28 protein-coding genes are annotated in these 26,729 nt (G+C 53.3%); 20 read left to right on the plus strand and 8 right to left on the minus strand.

Annotation, left to right across the window (positions count from 1 at the left end; translation table 11 throughout):
- Window positions 1-3: 3 nt before the first annotated feature.
- The 11 genes from DTHIO_RS07025 (at window position 4) to DTHIO_RS19660 (ending at window position 12,763) form a co-directional block, all read left to right on the plus strand.
- Entirely contained in the window at window positions 4-990 is a 987-nt protein-coding gene (locus DTHIO_RS07025; RefSeq protein ID WP_008869631.1) for a Gfo/Idh/MocA family oxidoreductase, read from the plus strand.
- A gap of 304 nt (window positions 991-1,294) precedes the next feature.
- Window positions 1,295-2,521 carry a DegT/DnrJ/EryC1/StrS family aminotransferase gene (locus DTHIO_RS07030; RefSeq protein ID WP_144311479.1) on the plus strand — a complete coding sequence of 409 codons (1,227 nt, stop codon included), beginning with the start codon at window positions 1,295-1,297 and terminating at the stop codon, window positions 2,519-2,521.
- 10 nt (window positions 2,522-2,531) lie between these two features.
- Window positions 2,532-2,777 (plus strand): hypothetical protein, encoded by a 246-nt coding sequence (locus tag DTHIO_RS07035; protein ID WP_144311480.1) that lies wholly within the window; start codon window positions 2,532-2,534, stop codon window positions 2,775-2,777.
- A gap of 15 nt (window positions 2,778-2,792) precedes the next feature.
- Entirely contained in the window at window positions 2,793-3,749 is a 957-nt protein-coding gene (locus tag DTHIO_RS07040) for a membrane protein (protein WP_008869634.1), read from the plus strand.
- An 86-nt stretch (window positions 3,750-3,835) separates the two neighbouring features.
- Entirely contained in the window at window positions 3,836-4,168 is a 333-nt protein-coding gene (locus DTHIO_RS07045) for a hypothetical protein (protein WP_008869635.1), read from the plus strand.
- A 291-nt stretch (window positions 4,169-4,459) separates the two neighbouring features.
- Window positions 4,460-4,645, plus strand: a complete 186-nt coding sequence (locus DTHIO_RS21065; protein WP_144311481.1) for a hypothetical protein — start codon at window positions 4,460-4,462, stop codon at window positions 4,643-4,645.
- Between the two features lie 25 nt (window positions 4,646-4,670).
- The gene (gene fdnG / locus DTHIO_RS07055; protein WP_008869637.1) at window positions 4,671-7,670 is read left to right on the plus strand and encodes a formate dehydrogenase-N subunit alpha; all 3,000 of its coding nucleotides are present in this window, start codon (window positions 4,671-4,673) and stop codon (window positions 7,668-7,670) included.
- Window positions 7,671-7,683: 13 nt separating this feature from the next.
- Window positions 7,684-8,406: a 4Fe-4S dicluster domain-containing protein gene (locus DTHIO_RS07060; RefSeq protein ID WP_008869638.1), complete on the plus strand. Its 723-nt coding sequence runs from the start codon at window positions 7,684-7,686 to the stop codon at window positions 8,404-8,406.
- Window positions 8,407-8,785: 379 nt separating this feature from the next.
- A complete protein-coding gene (locus DTHIO_RS07065; protein ID WP_008869639.1) occupies window positions 8,786-9,100 on the plus strand; it encodes a hypothetical protein in 315 nt (104 codons plus the stop codon).
- Between the two features lie 269 nt (window positions 9,101-9,369).
- Complete coding sequence (locus DTHIO_RS07070; RefSeq protein WP_008869640.1) at window positions 9,370-10,626, plus strand: HDOD domain-containing protein; 1,257 nt, start codon at window positions 9,370-9,372, stop codon at window positions 10,624-10,626.
- Complete coding sequence (locus tag DTHIO_RS19660) at window positions 10,619-12,763, plus strand: ATP-binding protein (protein ID WP_008869641.1); 2,145 nt, start codon at window positions 10,619-10,621, stop codon at window positions 12,761-12,763. Before DTHIO_RS07070 ends, DTHIO_RS19660 begins: the two co-directional genes overlap by 8 nt.
- An 84-nt stretch (window positions 12,764-12,847) precedes the next feature.
- Here DTHIO_RS19660 and DTHIO_RS19665 read toward each other — a convergent pair whose 3' ends face one another.
- The 4 genes from DTHIO_RS19665 to DTHIO_RS07095 form a co-directional block, all read right to left on the minus strand.
- Window positions 12,848-13,861 carry an ABC transporter ATP-binding protein gene (locus DTHIO_RS19665; protein ID WP_008869642.1) on the minus strand — a complete coding sequence of 338 codons (1,014 nt, stop codon included), beginning with the start codon at window positions 13,859-13,861 and terminating at the stop codon, window positions 12,848-12,850.
- Complete coding sequence (locus DTHIO_RS07085) at window positions 13,858-14,562, minus strand: ABC transporter permease (RefSeq protein WP_008869643.1); 705 nt, start codon at window positions 14,560-14,562, stop codon at window positions 13,858-13,860. Before DTHIO_RS07085 ends, DTHIO_RS19665 begins: the two co-directional genes overlap by 4 nt.
- A 372-nt stretch (window positions 14,563-14,934) precedes the next feature.
- Window positions 14,935-15,789 (minus strand): ABC transporter substrate-binding protein, encoded by an 855-nt coding sequence (locus tag DTHIO_RS07090; protein ID WP_008869644.1) that lies wholly within the window; start codon window positions 15,787-15,789, stop codon window positions 14,935-14,937.
- Window positions 15,790-16,021: 232 nt separating this feature from the next.
- The gene (locus tag DTHIO_RS07095; protein WP_008869645.1) at window positions 16,022-16,384 is read right to left on the minus strand and encodes a winged helix-turn-helix domain-containing protein; all 363 of its coding nucleotides are present in this window, start codon (window positions 16,382-16,384) and stop codon (window positions 16,022-16,024) included.
- Between the two features lie 67 nt (window positions 16,385-16,451).
- Here DTHIO_RS07095 and DTHIO_RS07100 point away from each other — a divergent pair, with 67 nt between their 5' ends.
- From DTHIO_RS07100 to trpS, 4 genes are all read left to right on the plus strand, one after another.
- The gene (locus DTHIO_RS07100) at window positions 16,452-16,862 is read left to right on the plus strand and encodes a PaaI family thioesterase (RefSeq protein ID WP_008869646.1); all 411 of its coding nucleotides are present in this window, start codon (window positions 16,452-16,454) and stop codon (window positions 16,860-16,862) included.
- Window positions 16,863-16,887: 25 nt separating this feature from the next.
- Window positions 16,888-17,076: a hypothetical protein gene (locus tag DTHIO_RS07105; RefSeq protein ID WP_008869647.1), complete on the plus strand. Its 189-nt coding sequence runs from the start codon at window positions 16,888-16,890 to the stop codon at window positions 17,074-17,076.
- A 226-nt stretch (window positions 17,077-17,302) separates the two neighbouring features.
- Window positions 17,303-17,959, plus strand: a complete 657-nt coding sequence (locus tag DTHIO_RS07110) for a site-2 protease family protein (RefSeq protein ID WP_008869648.1) — start codon at window positions 17,303-17,305, stop codon at window positions 17,957-17,959.
- Window positions 17,960-18,238: 279 nt separating this feature from the next.
- Window positions 18,239-19,237, plus strand: a complete 999-nt coding sequence (trpS, locus tag DTHIO_RS07115) for a tryptophan--tRNA ligase (RefSeq protein WP_008869649.1) — start codon at window positions 18,239-18,241, stop codon at window positions 19,235-19,237.
- Window positions 19,238-19,442: 205 nt separating this feature from the next.
- Here the strand turns inward: trpS and DTHIO_RS07120 are convergent, their stop codons facing one another.
- Window positions 19,443-19,901, minus strand: a complete 459-nt coding sequence (locus DTHIO_RS07120) for a hypothetical protein (protein WP_008869650.1) — start codon at window positions 19,899-19,901, stop codon at window positions 19,443-19,445.
- Between the two features lie 877 nt (window positions 19,902-20,778).
- On the opposite strand from DTHIO_RS07120, the gene DTHIO_RS07125 reads away from it, so the two are divergent.
- The gene (locus DTHIO_RS07125) at window positions 20,779-21,261 is read left to right on the plus strand and encodes a cytochrome c3 family protein (protein WP_008869651.1); all 483 of its coding nucleotides are present in this window, start codon (window positions 20,779-20,781) and stop codon (window positions 21,259-21,261) included.
- Window positions 21,262-21,378: 117 nt separating this feature from the next.
- Here DTHIO_RS07125 and DTHIO_RS07130 read toward each other — a convergent pair whose 3' ends face one another.
- Both DTHIO_RS07130 and DTHIO_RS21070 read right to left on the minus strand, forming a co-directional pair.
- Complete coding sequence (locus DTHIO_RS07130; RefSeq protein ID WP_008869652.1) at window positions 21,379-23,451, minus strand: S9 family peptidase; 2,073 nt, start codon at window positions 23,449-23,451, stop codon at window positions 21,379-21,381.
- A gap of 20 nt (window positions 23,452-23,471) precedes the next feature.
- Window positions 23,472-23,687, minus strand: coding sequence for a hypothetical protein (locus DTHIO_RS21070; protein WP_144311482.1), 216 nt, complete (start codon window positions 23,685-23,687; stop codon window positions 23,472-23,474).
- Between the two features lie 218 nt (window positions 23,688-23,905).
- On the opposite strand from DTHIO_RS21070, the gene DTHIO_RS21840 reads away from it, so the two are divergent.
- The 4 genes from DTHIO_RS21840 (at window position 23,906) to DTHIO_RS07155 (ending at window position 25,977) form a co-directional block, all read left to right on the plus strand.
- Window positions 23,906-24,358: a hypothetical protein gene (locus DTHIO_RS21840; RefSeq protein ID WP_083803953.1), complete on the plus strand. Its 453-nt coding sequence runs from the start codon at window positions 23,906-23,908 to the stop codon at window positions 24,356-24,358.
- A gap of 692 nt (window positions 24,359-25,050) precedes the next feature.
- Window positions 25,051-25,509 (plus strand): DUF4168 domain-containing protein, encoded by a 459-nt coding sequence (locus DTHIO_RS19670; protein WP_008869654.1) that lies wholly within the window; start codon window positions 25,051-25,053, stop codon window positions 25,507-25,509.
- A 13-nt stretch (window positions 25,510-25,522) separates the two neighbouring features.
- Entirely contained in the window at window positions 25,523-25,744 is a 222-nt protein-coding gene (locus DTHIO_RS07150; protein WP_008869655.1) for a hypothetical protein, read from the plus strand.
- A 35-nt stretch (window positions 25,745-25,779) separates the two neighbouring features.
- The gene (locus DTHIO_RS07155) at window positions 25,780-25,977 is read left to right on the plus strand and encodes a hypothetical protein (RefSeq protein ID WP_008869656.1); all 198 of its coding nucleotides are present in this window, start codon (window positions 25,780-25,782) and stop codon (window positions 25,975-25,977) included.
- Window positions 25,978-26,086: 109 nt separating this feature from the next.
- Here DTHIO_RS07155 and DTHIO_RS07160 read toward each other — a convergent pair whose 3' ends face one another.
- Window positions 26,087-26,590, minus strand: a complete 504-nt coding sequence (locus DTHIO_RS07160) for an HPP family protein (RefSeq protein ID WP_008869657.1) — start codon at window positions 26,588-26,590, stop codon at window positions 26,087-26,089.
- Between the last annotated feature and the right edge of the window lie 139 nt (window positions 26,591-26,729).

A 26,729-nucleotide genomic window follows, 5' to 3' on the forward strand; every position in this document is an offset into this window, starting at 1 on the left:
AACATGAATAAACTGGACCTTGGAATTATCGGAGTGGGCCACCTGGGCAGCATTCACGCCAGGCTGGCCGCTGAATCGGAAAAGATAAACTTAGTGGGGGTCTTTGACCTGGACCGGGAGCGCGCGGAAAAAGCGGCCCGGGACAGCAGCACTGAATGTTTCCGGGACATGCACGCCCTTCTGGAAAAGGTCCAGGGTGTAAGCATAGTAGTCCCCACCAGTGAGCACCACAGTGTTGCCCTTAAGGCCCTGGATTACGGCTGCCATCTCTTTCTGGAAAAGCCCATAGCCTCCAGCGTGGATCAGGCCCGGGACATAGTGCAGAAGGCCAGGGAGAAAAACAGGAAAATCCAGGTGGGCCATATCGAGCGCTTCAACCCGGCCATACTGGCCATAAAGGATCATCCCCTGAAGCCCATGTTCATCGAGGCCCACCGCCTGAGCACATTCAACCCCAGGGGGTGCGATGTGAGCGTGGTCCTGGACCTCATGATTCACGACCTGGACCTGATCCTGTACCTGGTCAAAAGCCCGGTGACCCATGTGGACGCCTGCGGAGTGGCAGTAGTTTCCCGGGAGGAGGACATAGCCAATGTCCGGCTCAAATTCGCCAGCGGATGCGTGGCCAATATAACCAGCAGCCGCATAGCTTTAAGTCCCATGCGCAGGATGCGCCTTTTCCAGCAGAACCAGTACATCGCCCTGGATTTCCAGGAAAAAAAAGCTGACATATTCAAGCTGACAGACCAGGATACCATCCCGGACCCCGGCTGCAAGCCTGCAGTGGTCTCCCGCATAGGAGTGGGTGACAATGCAAGGGACGTAATATACGAAAAGCCTTCTCCGCCTGAAGTCAACTCCCTGCAGATGGAACTCGAGGAGTTCGCAAAAGCCGTGGTACATGACCTGGAGCCCGAGGTGCCGGGTGAGCAGGGACTTATGGCCCTGGAAACAGCCGCAAACATCCTGGAGCAGATAGCCAGGCCATAAGGTAAATTCACCATCTGCTTCATCTGGAAAAACTAAGCGTCTTGTAGCGGATTCATGGTCCGGGGGCTTTGCAAACTGGGCGTAAACTGTCTGAACGACGTAGGAAGCGTTAATCAAAACCGTAACAACACCGAACCTGATTCAAAGCATTTTACAGAATATATCCTGGTTATCAAACCAGTGTATAGGTTTTGATTTACGCTTCCTTGGAGTGAGTTTTTACGTCCTGTTTGCAAAGTCCCCGGACCATGCTGAATAGTTACGCCGTAAGCAGGAAAGGACAGATCAGGACATGGAGGATAGATTGAGCATACCATTTATAGATCTTAAATCACAGTATTCCAGGATAGATTCCCGGGTAAAGGAAGGCCTGGACCGGGTCCTGGCCCACGGCGCCTACGTCATGGGCCCGGAAATCGCTGAACTGGAGAAAGAACTTGCAGCCTTTTGCGGCGCACAACATGCCCTGGCCTGCTCTTCAGGAACAGATGCCCTGCTTCTGGCCCTCATGGCCAAAAACACCGGACCGGGAGATGCTGTCCTGACAACACCCTTTACCTTCTGCGCCACCGCCGAAGTTATAGCCCTTCTGGGGGCCACCCCGGTATTCGTGGATATTGATCCGGAAACCTTCAACATTGATCCGGACAGCTTAAAGCTGGCCATCCAGGCCCTGAGATCCGCTGATCCCGACGTATATCCTCTGCCCAGCCAGGCAAAAGCGGCCGGCGAACCAGGCAAAGGCCCCCATGCTCCAAGCTCCATGCCCCATGCCCATCTTATTCCCAAAGGCCTCATCAGCGTGGATCTCTTTGGTCTGCCCTGTGATTATGAGGCCATAAATCCCATCCTGGAGGAAGAAGGCCTGTGGCTTCTCGTGGATGCGGCCCAGTCTTTTGGATCTTCATACAAGGACGTGTCTCCGTGTACTCTTGGAGATACGGCCTGTACCTCTTTTTTCCCGGCCAAGCCTCTGGGGTGCTACGGAGACGGCGGGATGTGCTTTACCAATGATACCAGTCTGCATCAGGTCCTTGAGTCCCTCAGGGTACACGGACAGGGCAAAAACAGGTACGACAACGTCCGCCTGGGCCTCAATGCCCGTATGGACACCATGCAGGCCGCGGTTCTTCTGGCCAAGATGAGTATCTTCCCCGAAGAAATCGAGCTTAGAAACATTGTAGCCCGCACCTACAATGATTTCTTGCAGGAGGCCCAAGATATCACTGTACCCTCCTTTTTCCCGGACAGGCAGAGCGCCTGGGCCCAGTACAGCGTGCTGGCCAGGGACCAGGAGCACCGCCAGACGGTATTTGACAGCCTGAAAGAAAACAACGTTCCCTGGTCTGTATATTATCCTCTGCCCCTTCACCTGCAGGATGTTTTCAGCTATCTGGGGTACAGTTCCGGTGATTTTCCTGTGAGCGAGGAAATGTCTAAAAGGATTTTCAGCCTGCCCATGCACCCCTACCTGAAGCAGAGCGACCAGGAAAAAGTTGCCCGGGCAGTGGTTGAAGGCAGCAGGAGGTAGAGAAATGGCCATGCAGGACAGAATTTTCACTCTGGGTCTTTCAGTGGAAGCAGTTTCCCTGTACCTGATACTTCACGACCTTGAATTTCACGATATGCCCCTGGAGCGTGAAAACATTGAGCCCCGCTGGAATGCTCCCCCGCAGGCCCTGGAACATGCCCTTGACGAACTGGCCATGCACCAGGTGGTGCAGGACAAAAGCGACCCGCTTACCTTAAATCCCCAGGAGGCATGGACACCGTCCAGGTCGGCTTAGCCTGCTTCTGTTATCATGTTCACCCTTTACGAACTCTGGTCCGGCCTGGGATTTCCCCTCCTGAAGATCTGCGTCTTCATTGCCCTGGGAGTTTTTGTGGGCAACCTCATAGAGTCCATGAACTGGACCAGGTTCATGGCCCGCCTGGCCGCCCCCCTGACCCGCATGGCCAGGCTTCGAGACGTATCCGGGGCCAGCTTCTCCATGGCCTTTTTCTCGGGCATCACCGCCAATACCATGCTGGCCGAGGCATACTCCCAGGAAAAGCTCACTTACCGGGAACTGGTTTTGTCCAACCTGTTCAACTCCCTGCCCACATACTTTCTGCACCTGCCCACCACTTTCTTCATCATGGTCCCGCTCATCAAGGCCGCTGCCCTGCCCTATCTTTTGCTGACCATCATTGCGGCCCTTCTGCGCACCCTGGTGGTGGTTGTCCTGGGCCGCTTCATCCTGAGTCCAAAGCCGGAACCATGCGTGGAGTGCCAGCTTCCCGGCGAGGGGAAGCTCAACTGGACCGAGGTGCTGGCCAGGGTCTGGAAACGCTTCAAATTCAGGTTCAAAAAGATCATTATCTTCACAGTGCCCATCTATACCCTTTTTTTCATCCTGCAACAGGCCGGATTTTTCGACTGGGTGGAAGAAAGCATGGCTGAGTATGTGCATTTCATGGCCTGGCTCTCCCCCCAGGCCTTAAGTATCGTGGTTTTGCAGCTGGCTGCGGAGCTGTCGGCCGGACTGGCTGCAGCCGGGGCCATGCTGGACAGCGGGGCCCTGGGAGTGCGGGAAGTGGTCCTGGCCCTTCTGACTGGCAATATCCTGTCCTCGCCCATGCGCGCCATTCGCCACCAGCTTCCCTATTATGCAGGCATATTCAACCCCAAGCTGGCCGTAAAGCTCATATTCTACAACCAGAGCCTGCGGGTGGGCAGCCTGATCCTGGTTGGAGCCCTTTATTATCTGGTCACCTGAATCCGGAACAAATACATATGTCCTGTTATTATCCCGGATTGCACGTGACTGCTTCTGATGTTAGACTGCAAAAAAAGGAGGGCGGTATGCACCTGGTTGTTCCAGGACTTAAGCACATATTCCTGCTGGCCATGCTTCTGACTTTATCCTGTACGCAGCAGCCGGACATGGCCGGTACATATACGGAAAAAAACGGGGCAACCTCCGGCATGTCTTCAGTCATCAAACTGCATCCCGACCAAGAAGGATCATGGAAGACTGAAATCGACACGATTACCTTTAAGTGGCGCACCACCAACGGCGAGATTCATTTCCAGACCCGGGCCATGGACACCCTTGCCGGCGAACTGACTGACACTGGTTTCACAATCAGGCTTCCCCACAATGAAACCCTGGAGTTTGAAAAAAACTCCCCCTGACTGCTCACTTAAGGATTATCCAGGCGTCGCCAGCTCAAGTCCTGCACGGCCGAACCCCCGCACCCTCAAGACACTCCAGCCTGACCCGCTGATTTACCTGCCTCCACATGAAAAAAAACAATCAACTGATTTTTATTAAAACTTTTCCAGGGGTCACGTGAATTATCTAACAATTACTCTTGACACGTTAAAAAAAACATAATAGCAGATAGTTATACAAGCAAAAAACGCTTGTTGAATCGGCTGTTGGGAGCTTTTATGAATTGCACAAACCCACTTGGGGAAAAGCCCATGCAAAACAGCATCTCTCCATTTTTCGGCCTGGGATTTGATCTTGGCCGGACCATTCGAATGGCCCGGACCATTTCATTTCACAGACCGCACGTCTTTGAGGAACCATTATTCAACCCCCAGCACGTTCTTCCGTCAGGGTTCGAGCTTCTCGTCCTCCTGAACCGGGAGACCGGCGGAAGTTAATCTCAACCATCAAGCAGGAGGGATTATGAAACTAGGTCGAAGGGAATTTATTAAACTTTCGGCGACTGCGACCGCTGTGACCGCTTTTGCCGGTCTCGGCATGAATCTGCAGCCGACCACGGCCAAAGCCCAGTTGCTGAAAATCCACTGGGCCAAGGAAACCACCAGCATCTGCTGCTACTGTTCTGTTGGCTGCGGCGTGCTGGTGCACACCGACAAGTCCTCTTCGGGCCGGTGCATCAACATTGAAGGCGACCCGGACCATCCCATCAACGAAGGCGCCCTGTGCGCCAAGGGAGCTGCTCTGTACCAGGTGGCGGAAAACGAAAACCGCCTCACCAAGGTCATGTACCGTGCCCCCTACACCGACAAATTTGTGGAAGCCCCCTGGGGCTGGGCCCTGCAGCGCATTGCCGAGAAGGTCAAGGAAGCCCGGGATGAGACCTTTGTCCAGAAAAACGACCAAGGCCAGGTGGTCAACCGCACCGACGGCATAGCCCACGTGGGCTCCGCCGAAATCGAGAACGAAGAAAACTGGTACCTGCAGGCAATGCAGCGCGCCATGGGCCTGGTGTATATCGAGCACCAGGCACGTATCTGACACAGCGCCACTGTTGCGGCTCTGGCAGAGTCGTTCGGACGCGGCGCTATGACCAATCACTACAACGACCTCATGAACAGTGATTGCATTCTCATGATGGGGGCAAACCCCGCTGAAAACCATCCCATTTCCTTCAAGTGGGTCATGAAGGCCAAGGAAAAGGGCGGCAAGATACTGAGCGTGGATCCCCGCTACACCAGGAGTTCTACCAAGGCCGACCTGTATGTACCCATGCGCTCTGGAACAGACATCGCCATTCTGGGCGGCATGATCAAGTACATCCTGGACAACAACCTGTACTTCGAGGAATACGTCAAGAACTACACCAATGCCTCGTTCTTAGTGAACCCCGATTACGGCTTCGACAATGGCCTGTTCACCGGATGGGACGCGGACAAAGAAGCTTACGACAAGGATACCTGGACCTTCCAGATGGATGACGACGGCATCCCCAAAAAGGATCCCACCCTGCAGGACCCCAACTGCGTGTTTCAGCTCCTGAAAAAACACTATGAGCGCTACACCCTGGACAAGGCCTCCGAGACAGCAGGATCACCCAAGGACAAGCTGGAAGAATTCTACAAGATGTATTCAGAGACCGGCGCACCGGACAAGGCCGGGACCATCATGTACGCCATGGGCTGGACCCAGCACACGGTGGGCGCACAGATCATCCGCACCATGGCCATGATCCAGCTCCTGCTGGGCAACGTGGGCGTGGCCGGCGGCGGAGTAAACGCCCTGCGCGGAACCTCCAACGTACAGGGATCCACGGACCAGGCCCTGCTGTTCCACATAATCCCGGCGTATATGCCCACTCCCAGGGCCAATCTGGCCACACTGGACGATTACAATGACACCACCCCGACCACCGAGGATCCCAAAAGCGCCAACTGGTGGCAGAACCGCCCCAAGTACATAGCCAGCCTTTTGAAGGCCATGTATCCGGATAAGGACCCCAAAGACAGCTACAAATGGCTGCCCAAACTGGATGAAGACCAGAACGCTTCATGGCTGGTGCTTTTCGACCACATGCTGCAGGGCAAGTTCAAGGGCTTTTTTGTCTGGGGACAGAATCCTGCAGCCAGCGGAGCCAACTCCTCCAAAACCAGAGAAGCCCTGGGCAAACTGGACTGGCTGGTGTCGGTCAATGTGTTTGATAATGAGACGGCCTCCTTCTGGAAAGGACCGGACGTAGATCCCGGCAGGGTCAAGACCGAGGTCTTTGTCCTGCCTCCTGCTGTCTTCTGCGAAAAGGAAGGCTCTGTATCCAACTCCGGCCGCTGGATCCAGTGGCGCTACCAGGGCCCCAAGCCTCCTGGACAGTGTGCCCGTGACGGGGACATCATGCTCGAGCTGTTTACCAGGATCCGGGATCTGTACAAAAAGAACGGGGGAGTATTTGCAGACCCCATTCTCAACCTCAACGAAAAGGATATAGCCAAAGAGGGCAAACAGTTTCCCGAGAGGTTTGACGTGCAGAAAGTGGCCAAGCTCATGAGCGGCTACGATGTCAACTCGGGTAAGCAGGTTGCCAACTTTACCCAGCTCAAGGACGATGGGTCCACTGCATGCGGCAACTGGCTGCACAGCGGGGCCTGGACTGAAGACGGCAATATGATGGCCCGCCGCGACAAGGACCAGACCGATATGCAGGCCAATATCGGCCTTTTCCCCAACTGGTCCTTCGCCTGGCCGGTAAACAGAAGAGTCCTGTACAACCGGGCCTCTGTGGACCAGGACGGACAACCCTATGCCCCGGACAAGGCGGTAATAAAGTGGGAAGACGGCGAGTGGAAAGGTGATGTGCCCGATGGCGGATGGCCTCCGGCTGAAAAACATCCCTTTATCATGCGGGCCGAGGGTTATGGACAGCTGTTCGGACCGGGACTGGCCGACGGGCCGTTTCCGGAACATTACGAATCCATGGAGTGCCCCTTTGAGGAGCATCCCTACTCTGATCAGCTGCACAGCCCCACTGCCCTGTACTTCGAGGAGGAGCTTGAAAAGCACGCTGTGTGCGATCCCCGCTATCCCTTCGTCGGGACCAGCTACAGGGTATGCGAGCACTGGCAGACCGGAATCATGACCCGCTGGGTACCGTGGCTGCTGGAAACCATGCCCCAGAACTTTGCGGAGATCGATCCGGAACTGGCCAAACTCAGGGAAATCGAGAGCGGAGACGAGGTCATCGTGGAAAACCTGCGCGGTAAGATCGAGTGCATAGCCATCGTCACTCCGCGTCTGCAGCCCCTGAACATCATGGGCCAGACACTGCACCAGGTGGGCACCACCTGGCACTTCGGCTGGGTGCATCCCAAAGACGGCGGCGATTCAGCCAACCTGCTGACCCCGTCAGTGGGTGATCCCAACACGTTTATCCCGGAGACCAAGACCTTTATGGTCAACATCCGCAAAAAATAAGGAGGTCTGATTTATGGGTAAGGGATTTTTTATAGATTTGACCAAATGTACGGCCTGCCGGGGTTGCCAGGTGGCCTGCAAGCAATGGCACAAGCTGCCTGCTGAGGACACTCACAACTGGGGCTCTTACCAGAACCCCGAGGATCTGTCCTTTATCACCTACAAACTGGTACGCTTTGAGGAACTCGTGGAAAACGGCCAGGTCAAGGACTGGCTGTTCTTCCCGGATCAGTGCCGCCACTGCATCTCGCCTCCCTGTAAGATGGTGGGGGACATGGATGACGAGCAGGCCATCCTGCAGGAATATGAGACCGGCACGGTCATGTTCACCGGCAGGACCAAAAACCTGTTCCCCGATGAGATCCGTGATTCCTGCCCCTATGACATCCCCAGGGAGGACGAGGAGTCAGGAGTCATCTCCAAGTGCGACATGTGCTTTGACCGAGTCATAAACGGCATGCTCCCGGCCTGTGTGCTCGCCTGCCCCACCGGCAGCATGCACTTCGGCGACCTGGAGGACATGAAGGCCATGGCCGAAGAGAGGCTGGAGGAAGTCAAGCAGATATATCCCGACGCAGTCCTGGGCGACCCCAATTCCGTGCGCGTGATCTATCTCTTCCACAGAAAGCCGTCGGACTTCTTCCACTCTGCAGTGGCCAGTCTGCACGGCCCCAAGCGTTTTACACGCAAGGAGGCCTTTGCCAGGCTGTTTAGAAACAACAGGCCCAGAGTATAAACCATAACTAAAGAGGCCGGAACTTGATTCCGGCCCCAGACCCCCGAGGGCAAGAAAGCGCTCCCGGCGCTTTCCTGCCCTCGGGGGTCAATATCTTGCACATTTTTAACCGCCTGCCATATCCATCCTTTTTCCTTGTCAACCAGGCCTGAATGCCTGCATGCTCCCTGAGAGTTAAGTGGATCTCCCTTTTTTCTTTTTCTTGCCTTCATGTCCCTTAATGCCCTTCATGGTTAAACCTATTTTGACTTTCAACCCTGAATCGTCAGGTCTTGCATTATGCACACCCTTTGCCTTACTCAGGGGGCAGGCCACTGATTTTGCGGGCCAGAACTATACTTGCATGGGCTTTGTTTTATGGCTATACAAGGCTGACCCTATGATAGATAAGAGCAATATCATCCCGGCCATACTTGAGCGTCTGGAAAATCTTCCCCATGGTCATTACCTGGATATGCGCACCTACAAGCGCAACCGCTACCTGCTCCTGGTGAAAAAAGGCGATGATGATTTCCTGATAATCGAAAACGGCTTTTTCCGGGAACGTTTTGAGCATGTTCCCTTCAAAAAACTGAAAAAACTGCTGAAAACACTTCTCAAGAAAGAATTTCCCCGCAGCACCAAGGTCAGGGTATATAATATGGGTATTTTCGAGGAACAGACCGCCCAAAACATTGAGCGCAAGGTTCTGTAAGTGATCAGCTGTCCCGGATAAGACCAAAGTAACCATTCAGGGGGTCCTTGTTAGTGATTGCTGGCACTCACGCCTTTGGCGTGACTGGGGACTGTCCTCCGCTAAGTACTAACTGTGCACGTTCACAAAACTTCGCGTCTGTAATTTTTGCATTTGTGCAGAAAAGGTGTCGCGGGGACTGTCCCCTGGTCACGCCAGAGGCGTGAGTGAGGCATCCCCTGAATGGTTACAGACCAAAGACTGTGGGCCGGCTAAACAGGAGATGCTCTGTGGGACTTTTAAGTGTAGACGAACTAAAACCGGGCATGGTCCTGGAACGGGACGTGCTTGCCCCCAACGGCCGGTTACTCCTGGGTACAGGCACGGAACTTACCCCGCGCAATATCACTGTTCTCAAGACCTGGGGAGTGGTGGATGCTCATGTTCAGGGTGATGGTCAGGAGCACAACTCCCACCAGGAACCCACGCTTACCAGAGAACTTTTGGACCACACCAGGCAACAGCTGCAGCCCTTTTTTGCCTGCACGGATCTGTCCCTCCCGGCCATGCGCGAAATATTCAAGCTGGCTCTTTACCAGGCCGCGGGACAGGGCAAGGGGCATTTCGTTTTACCCCCCTCCTGCAATACAGGTGATCAGGCCCCGGACCCTGAAAAGATTCTGGCCGGCCATCCTTTAGTTACAGCAGCGGACATAATCGGTGAGCAGACCAGGCTTGCAACCTTTCCAGATATATATCACCAGATAAATGCAGTACTGCAGTCTCCGCGCAGCTCAGCCACGCACATAGCCAAAGTGGTGGGCAAGGACGCCAGCCTCTCGGGCAAGCTTTTGCGCCTGGTCAACAGCCCCTTCTACGGCTTTCCCAGGAAAATCGATACAATCCCCAGGGCCGTGGCCATCCTGGGCACCAACGAACTGTCCACCCTGGCCCTGGGCATCTCTGTGGTGCATTACTTCTCCGGCATCCCCGAAGGCAGTGTGGACATGAAGTCATTCTGGAGACACAGCATAGCCTGCGGTGTCCTGTCCAGACTGCTGGCTGACAAGCAACAGGGCCTCTCCGAAGAGACATTTTTCGTGGCCGGGCTGACGCACGACATTGGCCGCCTGGTCATGTTCAACCACCTTCCCGGACCCTGCGGGGAGATACTGGAATTCGCCGCCCGCGCCGGCATGCCACTGTTTCAAGCTGAATCCAGAGTACTTGGTTTTGATCACGCTTTACTTGGCGGTGAACTTTTAAAAAAATGGCATTTCCCCATAAGCCTGGAAAACCCTGTACGCTTTCACCATCAGCCCTGCAGCGCCTTAAACATCCTTGATCCATCCATCGTGCATGTGGCCGACATCCTGGTCCAGGCCCTGGATTTCGGCAGCAGCGGCAATCTGTTCGTACCCCCGCTCAATTCCACGGCCTGGCAGGAGCTGAAGATGAACAAAACCGTATTTACCTGGGTCAAAAGCATGGCCCTGCGCCAGGTATACGAGATAGAAAGAATCTTTCTGGGAGGCACGCATGACTGATCATCTTGAGCAACGCATCAGGTTCCTTGAGGAACAGGTCAACTACCTCACCCAGGAAAAGCGTGCCGCCATGCAGGCCCTGGAACTGGCCGCTTCCATGAGCAATTTTGAAACCAGCCTCAATCAAGTGGACACCCCGGACATGATCCTCAGGGAAGCCGCGGACAGGCTCAAAAAACTCATAGCTTTCAAGTCACTGTGCTTTTTCCTGGTGGATGAACAGGACTCCTCTTTTTATCCTGGATACTGCGAACCTCAAGAGTGCCTGGAAACAATTTCCACAGAAATGCAGGTCCTGGTGGATGACAAGACCTTTGCCTGGGCCCTGGGTCGTAATAAGCCGGTGGTGGTTACCGCCTTGAGCGGGGACCAGCTCATGCTGCACGCCATGAAGACCAGCAGCCGCACCCGGGGGATTTTTTTCGGAGTCCTGGACGTGGAGTACAAAGAGGTCATGGACAGCATCCAGATGCTTGCCACCATCATCTTCATGTCCGTGGCCGGTGCCCTGGAAAGCTTCGAGCTGTACCGCAACATAAGACAGATGAACAACCAGCTGACCCAGTCCAACGCCGAACTGCGCACCGCCAAAGAGGCCGCCCTGGAAGCCTCCAGGGCCAAGAGCGAATTCCTGGCCAACATGAGCCATGAACTGCGCACTCCCATAAGCTCCATTATTTCCGGGCTGAAGCTTCTGGCTCCCATGGAAGAAGACCCTCAGAAGCTGTCCATCCTGAATACCTGCAAGGATTCCGCCGAGGCCCTGCACAGCATTATCAACGACTCCCTGGACCTGGCCAAGATCGAGGCCGGCAAGATTGAACTGATCCCTGAAAACTTCGATCTGCACCACGAACTGGCCAAAAACTTGAATACCTTCAGGCCCCAGGCCGGGACAAAGGGACTGGACCTGCGCCTGCAAATGGATCCAGGGCTGCCCCGCCTGGTCCGCGCAGATATGCACAGGCTGGGTCAGATCCTGCGCAACCTGCTCAGCAATGCAGTCAAATTCACCCGGGAAGGCTGGGTTGAGCTCGGGGCTGAAGTCCTCATAAAGAATGAGAAAAGTTGCGGGGTCAACTTCTGGGTCCAGGATACCGGCATTGGGATTCCAAAAGATGTGCTGCCCAGGCTGTTTGAGGCCTACGCTCAGGCGGACGGCTCCTACTCCAAAAAATACGGGGGTACAGGCCTGGGCCTGGCCATCACCAGGTATTTGGTCCGCCTAATGGGCGGCTCCATAAGTGTCCACAGCAAGGAGGGCGAGGGCAGTTGCTTCACCCTGAACATCACTTTTGAACTGCCCCCGGAAGGGCAGGCAGAAGAGGTCCAGGACCCGGATGCAGAGGAACAGACGCCTCCCGAGCCCCTGAACATTCTGGTAGCCGAAGATCAAGACCTGCCCCGGATGTATGTCAGGCACATCCTGGAGCAGGCCGGGCACAGGGTCATCGAGGCCCATGACGGGATTCAGGCTGTGGAAGAGGCTTTAAACAACCCCCTGGACCTGGTGCTCATGGACATCCAGATGCCGGGAATGGATGGCATCCAAGCCTCCCGGCGCATCAGGGATGCCCTGGCTCCGCAGAAACCCGCCATTATCGCCCTGACAGCCTATGCCATGCAGACAGACCGCCAGAACTTCCTGGATGCCGGGATGGATGATCACTTAAGCAAACCAGTACACCCAAAACTGCTTTTGGCCAAAGTAAATGCTCTGGCCGGTTCAGCCGCTGCTGAGTCTTCCCTGAGTTCCGGAAATCAAGACCCTTTGCAGGACCTTCAAAAAAACGGGCCTGTGAACATGGACCTTGTGCAGGAAATGTTTGAGGACAGCAGGTTCTGGCTGCACCTTGTGCAGCTTTTCACCACACAGGAGCAGCCGGCACATATTGCCAGACTGGATGAAGTACTTCAGGCCCGGGACGCCCAGAGGATGAAACGGCTGGCCCACACCCTCAAGGGAACCATGAGTACACTTTGCGCTGAGAGGGCCAGGGACCTGGCCCAAAGCCTGGAAAAAAATGCCGGCCTGGAAAACTGGGCCGGAATAGAACAGGACTGCCAGGCCCTCAAGGAAGAGCTGCAGCGAATGAAAACTTTTGCTCAGAAGACCGACATCCAGGGCGATGAGTGAAATGCATCAACAGTGCAACGAAGAATTCATTTTTCAAATGGATAAAAGAATTCACAGCTTTTTCATGGCCCAAAAAACACCTGGTTACCTGGAAACAACATCAGCAGCACCGGCCTCGAACCCCACGCAAACCTCGTCGCCTACAAGGATCCCGCTTCTGGCAATCGCTTCCCTGCTCATCAGGGACCGTATGGGAAAGCCGATATCCAGCAAAACCCTGATCTGCCCACCTTCGTCGGTCATCTGCAATACTCTGCCCGGCACAACCTGCTCTGAGTCAATTCCCTGGTCCTTGTTGTAAATACCGATTTTTTCCGGGTGAACCTGGATCCTGCACGGCCCGTCAATGTTCGACTCCACCTGCAGTTCCAGTTTTTCCCTTACAACACAAACCTTTTTGCCGTCTTTCATGGCAACGTATCCGGGCACAATATTCTCCCCGCCAGGTCCTGTCAGCCTGCCCTCAAACAAAAAGACCCTGTGCTCCGCCAGCCTGGAAGCTTCCAGACGCTTATGCGTGGAAAAAATAACCGTTATCTCTCTTTCTTTGCGGATGCTCTCGATGATCTTCTCTATTACTGCCTGGTTTTCCACGTCCACGCTGGCAGTAGGCTCATCAAAGAGCATTACCTGGGGCGAGCAGGCCATAGCCCGGGCGATGGCCACTCTCTGGGTCTCCCCCCCGGACAATTGATGTGCCGGTCGATGGGCAAAATCCTGCATGCCCACACGCTCCAGGCTTTCCATGGCTGTCTGTCTGCGCTTTGCGGAATTGATCCTCCGCACCTTGAGCCCGTACTCAACGTTTTTGGCCACAGTAGTACTGAACATGATGGGGTGCTGATCCACCAGGACCAGCTCTCTGCGGATGGGGGTCAGATAGTTGGCCTTCCAGTTGATCTCCTGGCCCTTGTAAAAGACCCTGCCCTTTGCCGGAGCATTGAGCATGGCCAGGATATGCAGAAGGGTGGTTTTGCCGGAACCGTTGGGACCAAGCAGGGCATAGCTCTGCCCCGCCTCCAGCACAAGCTCGGGCAGGTCCAGGACAGTGCGCCCCTCGAATATCTGCTGGACATCCCTTAAAACATACAGGCTCATCTGGCACTCCCGTAACGTCCCTGCACCAGCTGCATAAAGATATTCATAAACAGGCTGATTGATAGAAGAACAATCCCCAGGCCCAGGGCCAGTATGAATTCACCCTTGTTGTGCTCTAAGGCCATGGCCGTGGTCATGGTCCGGGTGAATCCCTTGATATTTCCCCCCAGCATCATGGCAATGCCGATTTCTGCTATGGCCCGGCCGAAGGCGGCTATGATGGCGGCCAGAATCCCGTAGCGGGCCTCCCTGGCTATGGACAGGGAAGTCTGCCACAGGTTCGCCCCCAGGGTCATGGCGGTTCGCCTGTAGCGGGAGTCAATCCGGCTTACTGCTGCCAGGGTGAAGGTGGTCACCCAGGGCGTGATGAGAATAACCTGGCCCACCACTATGGCCCAGGGGGTATACAGCATGCCCAGATCGCCGAGGATGCCCCGCCTGGACAGAAAAGCGTAGACAAAGATCCCGATAACCACAGTGGGCAGGGCAAGCAGGGTATTCAGGATGGTGATTACAGCCCTTTTTCCCCGGAACTCTTTAACCGCCACCAGAAAGCCCAGGGGAATACCCAGAACGGCAGCTATAAGGGTGGAGAAGAAGCTTACATACAGGGATACGTAAACGATAAAATACAGCTCCGGGTCCAGAGACCAGAGCATACGCACGGCTTCAGCCAGGCTGCTGATTAAAAAGCCTTCCATAAAAGTAAATAAACCTTTGATATCAATTATTGCTGTTCACCGGAATATCCAAAACATCCGGTGAACAGGTTTTTTTATCGCTCCCACGCTCTGCGTGGGAGCGTAGCCCGACCGCTCCTGCGGTCATTGTGGACGCGGAGCGTCCGGGGAATGTTCCCACGCAGAGCGTGGGAACAATAAGATTAAGACAAGGCTCTCTCCTCTGCCGGGGAGATTGTTATTCATATACGCCGGCTCGGTGGATATGAATATTTGCTTCTCCCCTCCCAAGCTCTGCGCCTCTAAGGCCGGCAGGCCCGGGCGTGAGATATTCTACTCTTTACGTGATCTGTGAACACTTAAGTAGAATATGGTGGATAGATGCGTTGCATCTTACTTTGCATCTGGAATAAAAAGCTGTGAGCCAAGAAGTTCGTAGGACCCAATGACCTCCTGTCCACGCTCGGAAACCAGCCACTCCGCGAATTCCTTAGCCAGATCATATTTCACGTGGGGATGTTTCTCCGGGTTAACCGGAATCACCCCGTAAGGGTTCTCCAGCATATCTCCGCCCTCATAAACGATCTCCAGATCATATTGTGCATCCCTGCCGTACTTGTACTGCAGATAGGTTCCCCTGTCCGCAAGAACGTAGCCGTTCTTTTCCTCGGCAAATAGCAGGGCCTGGCCCATACCCTGGCCTATGGAAAAATACCAGCCCGCTCCGTCTGCCGGCTCACTGGACCCGGTAATCTCCAGCCCGCTTTCTTCCCAGAGCTGTTTTTCCCTGCCGTGGGTACCGCTGTCATCTCCTCTGGAAACAAAAGGCTCCCCGGCATCGGCAATAAGCCTCATGGCCTCAGCAATGTCTGCAGCGTCCTCGATGCCTGCCGGATCCTCTTCAGGCCCGACAATAATAAAATCGTTGTACATTACATAATAGCGCTTGGTGCCGTAGCCATCTTCTACAAACTGATTTTCCCTTTCCACATCATGGACCATGACCACGTCGGCATTGACGTCCATGCCATCGCGCAGGGCGGCGCCGGTACCCTTGGACATGACCCGCACTGTTATTCCGGTATCTGCCTTGAATTCCGGAAGAAGGTGGTCCAGCAGTCCCGAAGCCTCGGTGCTGGTGGTGGTGCTCATGGTGAGCACCCTGTCCCGGTCCTGGACCTGGTCGCCATGGCACCCGCTCACACCCAGTAAGGCGGCCAACAGTAAAAAAAGTGAAATCCTGACCATCCTGACCTCCTGTCCGGTTTCAGGCTGCAGTGGTGTATAGTAGCATGCATTCGAACATAGTAAATTTATGTTAAAAAAAACATAGGCTGGAAGACACTGTGTTCTGAATAAAAAAGTTGATTACAGGGGAAGGCTATAAGGCAGGGCTAAATGCTTCCAGCACGGACTGCTCCCCTCCTTGGTTAAGGAGGGGCTGGGGGTGGTTCGTTCTAAATGAATGCAGTTTTTAAAATCACTTTTCAGGCCCGGCACCTTTAAACAATTCCTGAAGTTCCCGGGCCTCTTTCCCGGCAATGGTCTTCATCCTGTTGCGCCAGGAATTGAAGGCGTTTAAAATCTCCCTGGCCCTGGAAGTAAGCTCGTAACGCCGGGGCTGCTCACCGCTTAGAACCACCAGGTCAATGCCCAGGATATCCTGGGTCTTTTTCAATTTGCCCCAGGCCGCACGATAGGACATGCCCAGGCTTTTGGCCGCCTGACGCAGGGATCCGTGCTCTTCAATACCTTCCAGGAGCAGCGCCCTGCCCTGACAGAAAATGGTCTCGCTGCCTGTATGGAGCCAGACGCTTAGACCCACATCATACTTGCTTTTCATGACCTCTCCATTTAAGGGGCTTTATTTTCAGGTTGCCAAATACGCCTTGCAGGGTTATTAAGCCTGCATGTCAGCCATCAAGGACTTCATAAACGAGCATGACCGGTTTGCCCGCATGTCCGGAATCGAGCTGGTGGAAGTTAACCAGGGAAGCGCCCTGGCCCGCATGACAATCCAGGAAATGCATTTGAACGGCCTGGACATGGTGCACGGCGGAGCACTGTTTACCCTGGCGGACCTGGCTTTTGCCGCGGCTTCCAATTCCCGCGGCCAGGCCGCGGTGGGAATAAACGCCTCAATAAGCTACATCCGTCCTGCCAAGGCCGGTACTGTACTTTCAGCCCAGGCCAGTGAGATTTTTTCCCACAGAACTTTGTCCGGGTACAGCGTAGAAGTCAAGAACGACCAGGACAAACTCGTGGCAACCTTTCAGGGTACAGCCTTTAAAAAGGATTTCCCCCTGGTTCCAGGGGCATAAGCATCAAAGCCGACAGGAATCCGACATGTCCATTCGCCACCTGGCCCAGGAAATATACCGGTTGGAAAAGGAAATTTCCAGGCTCGAAAAAGTCCAGGCCGCAGCATCCGGCCAGGATATGCAGGATCTGAGCTTTGAAATAAGCAGGTTGAAGAAGCAGCGCGATGAATTGAAGGCTCGTCTGGAATCCCGAAAGGAAAAACCCAGGTTTTAGGCGCTTTTTTGTCCTGAGGCATATGTATATCGCTTTGCATATCGCATGGGAACCGGTCCTGTCTGCACTATTTTCATAATAAGCTGCAGCTTTCTCCCAAAAAAATCAGTACTGGGTGCCTGACCCTGTCTTCTTTAGAAGCGATAAGCGGATACTTTCTTCAGCCATTAACAGATAACAGATAACAGATAACCGATAACCTTTAGGTCATACACAAAGATAAAAAATGTTTGATATTTCTTACTTAGTCAACCAGGTAATCCCAATGGTCATCCCCCTTCTTCTGGGGGTCACCCTGCATGAAGTGGCCCACGGCTACACTGCCTACCGCTTCGGCGATCCAACAGCCAGAAACGCCGGGCGTCTTTCCCTGAACCCCGTGCGTCACGCTGATCCATTCGGCACAGTTCTTCTGCCTTTGCTGCTTATACTCATGAAAAGCCCATTCCTGTTCGGCTGGGCCAAACCTGTACCTTTCAACCCCTCCTATTTCCAGGATGCCAGGAAAGGCATCTTCTGGGTGGCCCTGGCCGGTCCCACGGCAAACTTTGCCCTGGCCGTGGCTTTTTTCCTGCTGCTGCAAGGCCTGGCCATTATGCAGCCTGTACTTGACCCCGGCAATTCCGGATACCTGCAGCCGGTAATGATGGTGGCCTATTTCGGGATCTTCATAAATATCATCCTGGGGATTTTTAACCTGTTCCCCATCCCGCCCTTAGACGGCAGCAAGGTGCTGGCCACGTTTCTGCCCGGGCGCATGGCCGGGCAGTACATGCAGCTGGAAAAATACGGCTTTATCATTATTATCCTGCTGCTCTTTCTGGGCGTATTTCAGACTGTCTTCGGCCACGTGATAAATTTCGTTAACAGCCTGCTGTTCTAAACAGCCGGTAATTTTTTGCCCGCATACAGCATGTGACTGCAAAAAGTCATTTTTGTCACGCGAAGACGCGTGACAGACGTCAGAGATCAGAGGTCCCCGGTGAAACACCCCAAAGGGGACCCCGGTTTCACGGGGCAAGCAGGGGTCAGTAAAATCAAAGCTTTATGTAGATTGTTGATTTCTGAATTTTTCATTTCCCGACTTTTTGCAAGAGCATCATACAGCTGTAAAAAATTAACTGATAACCTTTAACTCTCAAGTCAGACAGGTAATAAATCTATGCGACAAGGCGGTGAAAAACGGGTGGTGTCCGGGATGCGGCCCACAGGACCACTACATCTGGGACATTACTTCGGAGTGCTGCAGAACTGGGTGGATTTTCAGGAAAACTATACCTGCTACTATTTTGTTGCGGACTGGCACGCCCTGACCAGCGAGTACGCTGAGCCCAGAAAAATCAAGCCCTTTGTGGCCGAGCTGGTCAAGGACTGGATCGCCTCCGGTCTGGACCCGGAAAAGTGTGTCCTCTTCCAGCAGTCTCTCATCAAGGAACATGCAGAGCTGAATCTTCTGCTGAGCATGATCACACCTCTGGGCTGGCTGGAGCGCAACCCCACCTACAAGGAGATAAGGCAGGAGCTCATCAACAAGGACCTGAACACCCACGGCTTTCTGGGTTATCCCGTGCTCCAGGCCGCAGACATTCTCATCTACCGCCCGGACTTTGTCCCTGTGGGGCATGACCAGCTTCCCCACCTGGAGCTGACCCGGGAAATCGCCAGACGCTTCAACCACCTGTACGGAGACTTCCTGCCCGAGCCCCAGGCCAAGCTGACAGAGTCCGCCAAGCTGCCCGGCCTGGACGGGCGCAAGATGAGCAAGAGCTACGGCAACTGCATCTACCTCGGAGAGGAGATGGAGACCATCCGGCCCAAGGTCATGAGCATGCTCACTGATACCAGCCGCATGCGCAAAGCCGATCCCGGCGACCCCGAGGTCTGCAACCTGTACCCTTATCACCGGCTTATGACCCCGGAAGAGACCTGCCGGGAAATCCGGGAAAACTGCACCCAGGCCAAATGGGGTTGCGTGGACTGCAAAAAGCTGCTTTTGACCCACCTGGAAGAATTCCTGGCCCCCATACAGGAAAGAAGAAGGCGGATGGATGACCACCCGGAGCTTCTAAGTGAGATACTGAACACCGGCAATACCCAGGCCAGGCATGAAGCAGCCCGGACCATGGAACTTATCCGGGAAAAGCTGGGCTTTGATTTTTAAGATACGCCTGCAAAAAGTCGGATTATGAGTAATTCAGCAATGAATCGAACTCCTAAGCTTTGTTTTTACTGACTCCTGACCCCTGTCTCCTGACTCCCGCGACTGCAAAAAAAACTTTTTGCAGTCGCATCTTTTAAATGACCGTCGTCTTCACAGCAAAATTTTTCAAAATAATTCGGTCCCTCATGTTCCTGTGCCCTGTTAGTTAAACCATGGTGTTCAGCATGGACCCCTGGCCCGGCATTCCAGGCATGGGTCCTGCTCCTGGTCCCGCACCTGCTGAGTTCATTCCCGCCGGAGCTCCAAATGCCGATCCACCTGCAGGCATGCCCTGCATCGGGCTTGCACCTCCCATGGGCTGAGGCTGAGTGGCACCCGGCATGCCGATACCAGGGGACTGCTGCGCCCCGTCTGCCAGCGGCATATTGTTTACTGTTTTTTGAGCCTCTTCTTCCAGGGACATTTTAGCCGGCTCCTTATTTTTCATCTCCATGGGATTCTGAGACTTTTCCGGAGCAGGCTTTTCAGGTCTGCCTGTTTTCGGGGCGTTCAATTCATTGTTTTTGTCTGTTGTTTCTGGTCCTTGGGGCTTTTTGACCTGGTCTTTTTTCTGGACGTCATGCCCCATTGATCCCAGGCTTACTCCCCCTTCGATTTCCGCCATAAAGCACCTCCATTGTTTGTTGATGAGGGACCGAAAATTTAAAAAGCTGGTAACAGCTCAGCCGTCTACATATGGCATGGGGACCGGGTCTTCCCGCACTGATTTTTTAAAAACTCAGCCATCCTTCAGAAAAATAAGTACTGGGCTGCCTGCCCCCAGTTTTCCTTAAAAAAGGCTGAACTGTTACAAAAGCTGTAACGCTTTCTCATTGCATGGTCAGCGTAACTGGTACACCCGGCACTGCCGGCTTGCCCTTGGTCACGCTCTCTGCGTAAAAAAACAAAAGGCCCAGAGGCTAAGTCCAGGGTCAGAAAAAAATTCCGCAAACGATAACCAACGTCTCACACTTTTTATGACTACATAAACCTCGAAAAAATCCCTGCCCAGGCCCACCCCAATCGGGCTCACCCAGCCTGCCCCCCGGTATTTTTTTCCCAACAGGGCCTTCTATATGAATATCAAAGCAACAGCCATGCCCTTCAAAGCAATAAGATCGTGAATACTTGAATTTCTACTTTTTATCTGTTTAATACGAACAATTATAATTTTGTGTGGAATGAAAAAACAATGTCAGTTTGTACTGCATACACAATCTTAATCTTTTACAGGACTATTAAGTGCCTTTATGACACACAAGCGGTTATACAGACATGTATTGACTATTTTAAATCACAGGAAATAAGACAATAATTTCTAAAGGATAAATGAAATTTATCGATGATTGTCAAATCTGGCACAACCATTGCTTTACGAAAGGAGTGATCAGTACAGGTTTATAACGAAAACTCGTATTTGACATTTTTTTTACTTATATTTTATCATTCAACCGGCATGTGCCTCAATTCACAATGCCATAAACACATAAGGAGGTGTAGTTATGAGAAAATCTGTTGTCATCGGTACGGTGGTCGCCTTTTTTTTCGGCTTCCTGGTGCTTCCGAGCATTTATGCAGGGCTCACCACTCAGCACGAGGAAAAGGATCAGGACATGGAGTACGAATTCGGCTCATATGCGGACGAATGGATGCTCTATGCCCCTGAAGAGTACGTGGAAGAAGAGGGGGAGATGGAATATGACCCTGTTCCTTTCTCGCACACAGTGCACGGGGATTATGACTGTGGCGAATGCCATCACGACGAGCAGGGTGACCCCTTGGATGAAACCAACGAGATTACAGGCTGCATGAGCGAGGGCTGTCACGACATGGCAGTGGCTGAAGATGCTGATGACGAAAGAGACATCAGGTACTTCGAAAAGGCCTATCACGACCAGTGCATGGACTGCCACCGCGACATGACCAGGGAAGGTGAAGAAACCGGTCCAGTAGCATGCAATGATTGCCATACAGGCGGCGAATAATTCCTGGAACAAAAAAGGGGAGTGCTCGCTCCCCTTTTTACCAGCTTAGCTGATACGCCTGCAAAAAGTAAGTTCTGCAGGCGTATCGTTTAAACCCTGACCCCCTGCACGATAGTATCAGTCCAGCGATTCAGGTGCTTCCACCTCTACCTCCTCAAGATCATAAATTATCTCCGCCAGCCTCTGGGCCACCTCGGTGGGCACATCGGTCTGACCGCGTCCGCCCAGAAAGCTGGCCAGAAACCTTTCCAGTTCCACAAAAAAGGCCAGCCTGTTCTGCGGTCTGGCAAAACCGTGCCCTTCATCCGGGGCCACCAGGTACTGCACCACCTGACCCTGGTCCCTGAGGGCGGCTACTATCTGGTCTGACTCCCGCTTGGGCACCCTGGGGTCATTGGCCCCCTGAGCCACCAGCAGCGGGGCCTGGATATTCTCAGCCGAAAAAAGCGGGGACTGCTCCTTCAGGCGTTGCCTGTCCTCCGGATCTTCAGGATCACCAACCCTTAGCTTGAAGGACTTGAGTATGGGCTTCCAGTACTCCGGCACAGATTCTATCAGGGTAATGATATTCGACGGCCCGACCATGGAAGCCCCTGCGGCGTAAAGATCCGGGGTGAAGGCCAGGCCGGCCAGGGTAGCAAAACCACCGTAGGAGGCCCCGTAAATACCTACATGATCCGAGTCTACAACACCCTCTTCAATGAGATGCTTCACTCCATCGGTGATGTCGTGCTGCATGTAGCCCGTGCCCCACTCTTTGTTGCCGGCATTCAAAAACTCTTTTCCAAATCCGGAAGAGCCCCTGTAATTTGGCTGCAGCACTGCATATCCCCGGTTGGCCAGAAACTGTGCCTGGGGATCATAACCCCAGTAGTCCCTGACCCAGGGACCTCCATGGGGCATGACCACCAGGGCCAGGTCCTCCGGCTCCACACCCCTGGGCAGGGTAAGGTAGGCCGGAATCTCCAGCCCGTCCCGGGCCTCGTACCTTATAGGCTCCATGCTGGCCAGGTACTGAGTAGGCAGGTCCGGCCGGGAACGATAGAGCAGATCGACCTCTCCGGAGTCCCGGTCATACAGATATACCGAGCCGGGATCAACGTCGCGGCTGACGCTGATGATCCACATGTCTTCATCCTGGGTCCTGGAACGAAAAGTTATATCGCCTTCAGGGAGCATGGCCCTTATCCTTTCGTAATCCTCCTTGAATTCATCTTCGTGAAAGTAAACCCGCTCTTTATCACCGTCGTAGTAGGTGGCCAGGAGCTCGTCAGTAACCCGGGAAAATATGGCCCCTCCAAAGTCAACCTCTCCTTCGGGGTCTTTTTCCACAAGTTCTTTATCACCGCTTTGGGGATCAAAAAGAACCAGCCTGGTCAAATCTGCATCGCCCCTGTTGGTTACCAGATAAACCCGGTCGTTGTCATAACCCCGCGGCAGATGTGCTATTCTGGCGCTTTCCCCGAAATCCACCCGGTAGACCTGCTCCAGTTCACCTTCTTCCAGCTTCAGGATTTCTGTGCCCCCATCAGGAGTCTCTCTGGATGCAAACCTGATGCGACCGTATTCATCCACCTTCCAGCTGGTAATATTGTGCTCGTTTTTAAATATCAGCTCGCGCTCGCCGCTTTGAACATGAATCTTGTAAACATCGTGCAAAGCAGGATCGCGGTTGTTCACCGCAACCACGACATACTCCGGTTTTTCCTCTGGCCTGGCTATCACCCTGGTCTGGACCCCTTCGTAGTCTGTCAGGGCTCTTGATTCAGGCACATCAGCATCCTCAGCTGTTTCCCCCGCAGGATCCACGGCATACAGGTTGAAATTTTCATCCCCCTGTTTATCCTGGGCATAAAGAATATTTTCACTGTCCCTGCTCCAGAAAAACATCCTTATGGGATGCTCGTCGTCGGTCAGGGGCCTGGCTTCTTCAAAAGAATCTTCCCGGTCCTTGACCCAGATATTCATCACCCCCTGGAACTTTTGCCTGAAGGCTATTTTTTCTCCATCAGGAGATATTGTTGCGCTGTCCATTTCCGGGTCATCGAAAAAAAGCTCCCTGTCCAGAAGAGGCGGCAGATCCTCAAGATAATCCAGCTTGTTACCGGACTCTCCAAGGGCATTAACAGGAAATGCAATCGTCAGACATGCAAACACTGCAAACCATAACAAGACCGTAAGACTTTTCATTAAGCTTCCTCCGTTGCAACTTATTTTATAAAAGACAGCAAGGCGTTTCCCCTGTTTTCTTTAATAGTGAGGATCATAATCCCATTTTTTACTTTCGAGGTCAAAACCTCCATGGGCAGCCTGGATTTTATTTCAGGCCTTATGCCTGCTGCAACCCCATGGCCCATTGCTATGCCAGAATTGCACACAAAGGTTCCTGGCCGGACAATAAAAGCTTTACCTCCTGCAGAATTCAAACCGCCAACCCCCTGGAACACAAGAATAAAAACAGCTGTAATTCTCTTGGCATGAACGTTGCTAATAAAATATTAAAGAAGCTTCAAGGCTTAATATATAACAGGCTTTAACTATTGCAAAAGCCTGTTATATCTTATTTTTGTGAGCCGGCTGCAAAGCCGCCCTCATTCTGCTCTGCAGATTGAGCCGAATTTTCAAATAAAAACCGGAGGTACTCATGTTTTCACAGTTTACAAACAAAATTCTAAGCATCACTTTTGTATTGATGCTGGTTCTCGGCCTGGGGCTCAAAGCCCAGGCCCAGGAAGGCTACCAGCCTGATTCCCCTGGCGACCCAGGAGCTGAAGATCCAGGAGCTCCTGATGCACCTGAACCACCCGCTGGAACCCAGGAACCCGGGGCTCCCGGTGAACAGCCTGGAGCACCTGGAGAGCAGCCTGGTGCTCCTGGAGAACAACCCGGAGCACCTGGAGAGCAGCCTGGTGCTCCTGGAGAACAACCCGGAGCACCGGGTGAGCAACCTGGGACTCCTGGAGAACAGCCGGGCGCACCGGAAGCTCCTGAAGGCTACCAGGCTCCTGACGCCTACGACCCTCCCGAAGGGTATGAACCTCCTGAAGGATACGAACCCCCGGAAGAGCAGGAACCTGGTGATGAACCGGCATTCTGATAACTTTCAAATTTTGCCTCAAAAGTTTGCAGCCTGACAAGCAGGTGCAAAGCAGGCAAAAGAGGTTGAGCGCTCTCATACAGCTCCTTCCTCCTTATTACCGGAAACACCGGTAAACAGCACAACCTGGCGGCTGCAGCGTCCATGAACAGCTGCAGCCGCCCAAAAATACTCGATTTCCCTGCATAAAGCCCTGCATGTCTTAAACCCCCTTCCGCCCCGGAAGTGCTCTCGCCAAGTCCATTGAAAATACTGGAAAATCGTAACCATTCAGGACCCCTTGGTGTTGATTACTGGCACAGGCCTGGGAACTGTCCCCAGGCACGCCAGAGGCGTGATTTCGGTACCCTCCTGAATGGTTACGGAAAATCAGTCACCTGTGCATCAGCCTCGTTATCTTAAAAAGACCGGCTGAACAGGCAGATTTTGTAAAGCTGCAAATATGGGTGGTGCACCAGCTTCAGCCATACTGCGCAAGTGCACACTTTTAAAGTGTGTCATTTTTGTCATATGTGCATATATCACTTGGAAGATAATTTTATGCTGAACTGCAATAAAAAAGCAATAAGCCCGCCCCAGGCATCCAAAAAGACCAAAAAATAAATCAGTGGCACAGCAGTTGCTTGAAGAGAGATTCAAGCTAATGCTTATTTCTGATCAGCATTCAACTAAATTAAACTATGGAGGTAAATATGTATCAGAAAACAGGACTTAAGGTATTTGGTCTGGCTGTAGTAATCATGTTTGTACTGGGAATGGCTTTCAAGGTCGGAGCCCAGCAGGAATACCAGCCTGATCAGCAACAGCAGCAGCAACAGCAGGAGTATCAGCCTGATCAGCAACAGCAGCAGGAAATGATGCAGCAGGAGGCTCCTGAAGTGGACCTGAGCGATGCTGAACTGGACAAGGTGGCCGAAGCCTATGAGGCTGTTACCGAAGTAAGGGAAGAATTCCAGGCCGACCTGGAAGGAATTGAGGACCCTGAACAAGCTCAGCAGATGCAGGAAGAAGCCGGTGAAAAAATGGTCGAGGCCGTAGAGGACCAGGGCCTTGAGGTGGAAACTTATAACCAGGCCATGGAAGCTGCCCAGGTTGACGAAGAACTGAGAAACGACCTGCTGGACAGACTGGACATGGAACAGGCCTACTAACAGGAGCATGGACATGAGGCTCATGAAAATACTTCTGACACTGGCCGCGGTTCTTATGCTCGCTTTTTCCATGGGCTGCGGGCCGCAGCATGAACCTGCCGGTGCCCCCGGCGGATACGAACAGCCTGACCCTGAAGGTTATGAAGCACCCGAGCGCGGTGAACCCGGACAGCAACCTGGACAGGAACCCGGGGCTGAACCGGGTGCTGAACCCGGCCAGGAACCGGCATTCTAACTTAAGAATTCAATAAACTTTGGAGGTAACGGATAATGTGGTATAAAGGTTTTCTGCTGACCCTGGCTGCAATACTTATGCTGGGCTTTTCCATGGGGTGTGAACCCGATCATGAAGATCCCATGGAGGACCCCGGTGCACCTGAAGGGTACGAAGAACCCGCACCTGAAGAGTATGAGCCACCCGAAAATGATGAATATGGTGAACCCGGAGAGGAAGAACCTGGCTTCTAAACCAGGTCCACTTCTCCTCATGCTAAACCCCTCCTGACAGCGAGGCCCTCCATACGGGGGGCCTCAACTCTTGCCTCCTCTCTACTGCCTTTTTGCTTTCGTAAGTTTATCAGGTCAGATCCCTCAGGCGGTGCCTGAACAGCTTGTGCACCAGAGACAGAAAAAGAATGCTGACGAGAATGGTCAGGGTGACTGTGACCGAAATTCCGTGCAGAGCAACTCCCAGGGCGGTTCCCGAAGCGGGTGGATGCTCCATATCCAGGACCACCATGGCAAAGATGGACAGACCTACAGCCAGGGAAAGAATCATGGCCATGGGGATTGTGGGCGGATTTTCCAGGATCATAATGGCTGCAGAAGCAAGAAAACCGCACAGCATGCCGATAATATGCCCGCCTATAACGTTTCTGGGCTTGGCCGTCAGGTAGCCGGGCATGGTAAACACGATAAAGGTTGTTGCCCCGATGGAGGCAATAATCACCGGCTTTTCCTGTATGTTGATGATCATCATGAGAGCAAACAGGGCCACTGTAGCTGCCAGACTCTGAAATACGTAATGCTGCCAGTACCTTCTGAATTTGGTCAGCCTTAATCTCAGTTTTTTAATTATCATCCATCCCCCCATACTTTGCAGGGCACCCTGCTTTCCCGGACAGCACAAAAACAAAGAGCAGAAATGCTTTGAGCCTTTAGAAAGCAGCCTGGTGAGTGGATGCTTAGACCAGTTGAGCTGACTTGACAACCGGGGCAGT

This window comes from Desulfonatronospira thiodismutans ASO3-1, assembly GCF_000174435.1.
In the GTDB taxonomy this organism is placed as follows: Bacteria; Desulfobacterota; Desulfovibrionia; order Desulfovibrionales; family Desulfonatronovibrionaceae; genus Desulfonatronospira; species Desulfonatronospira thiodismutans.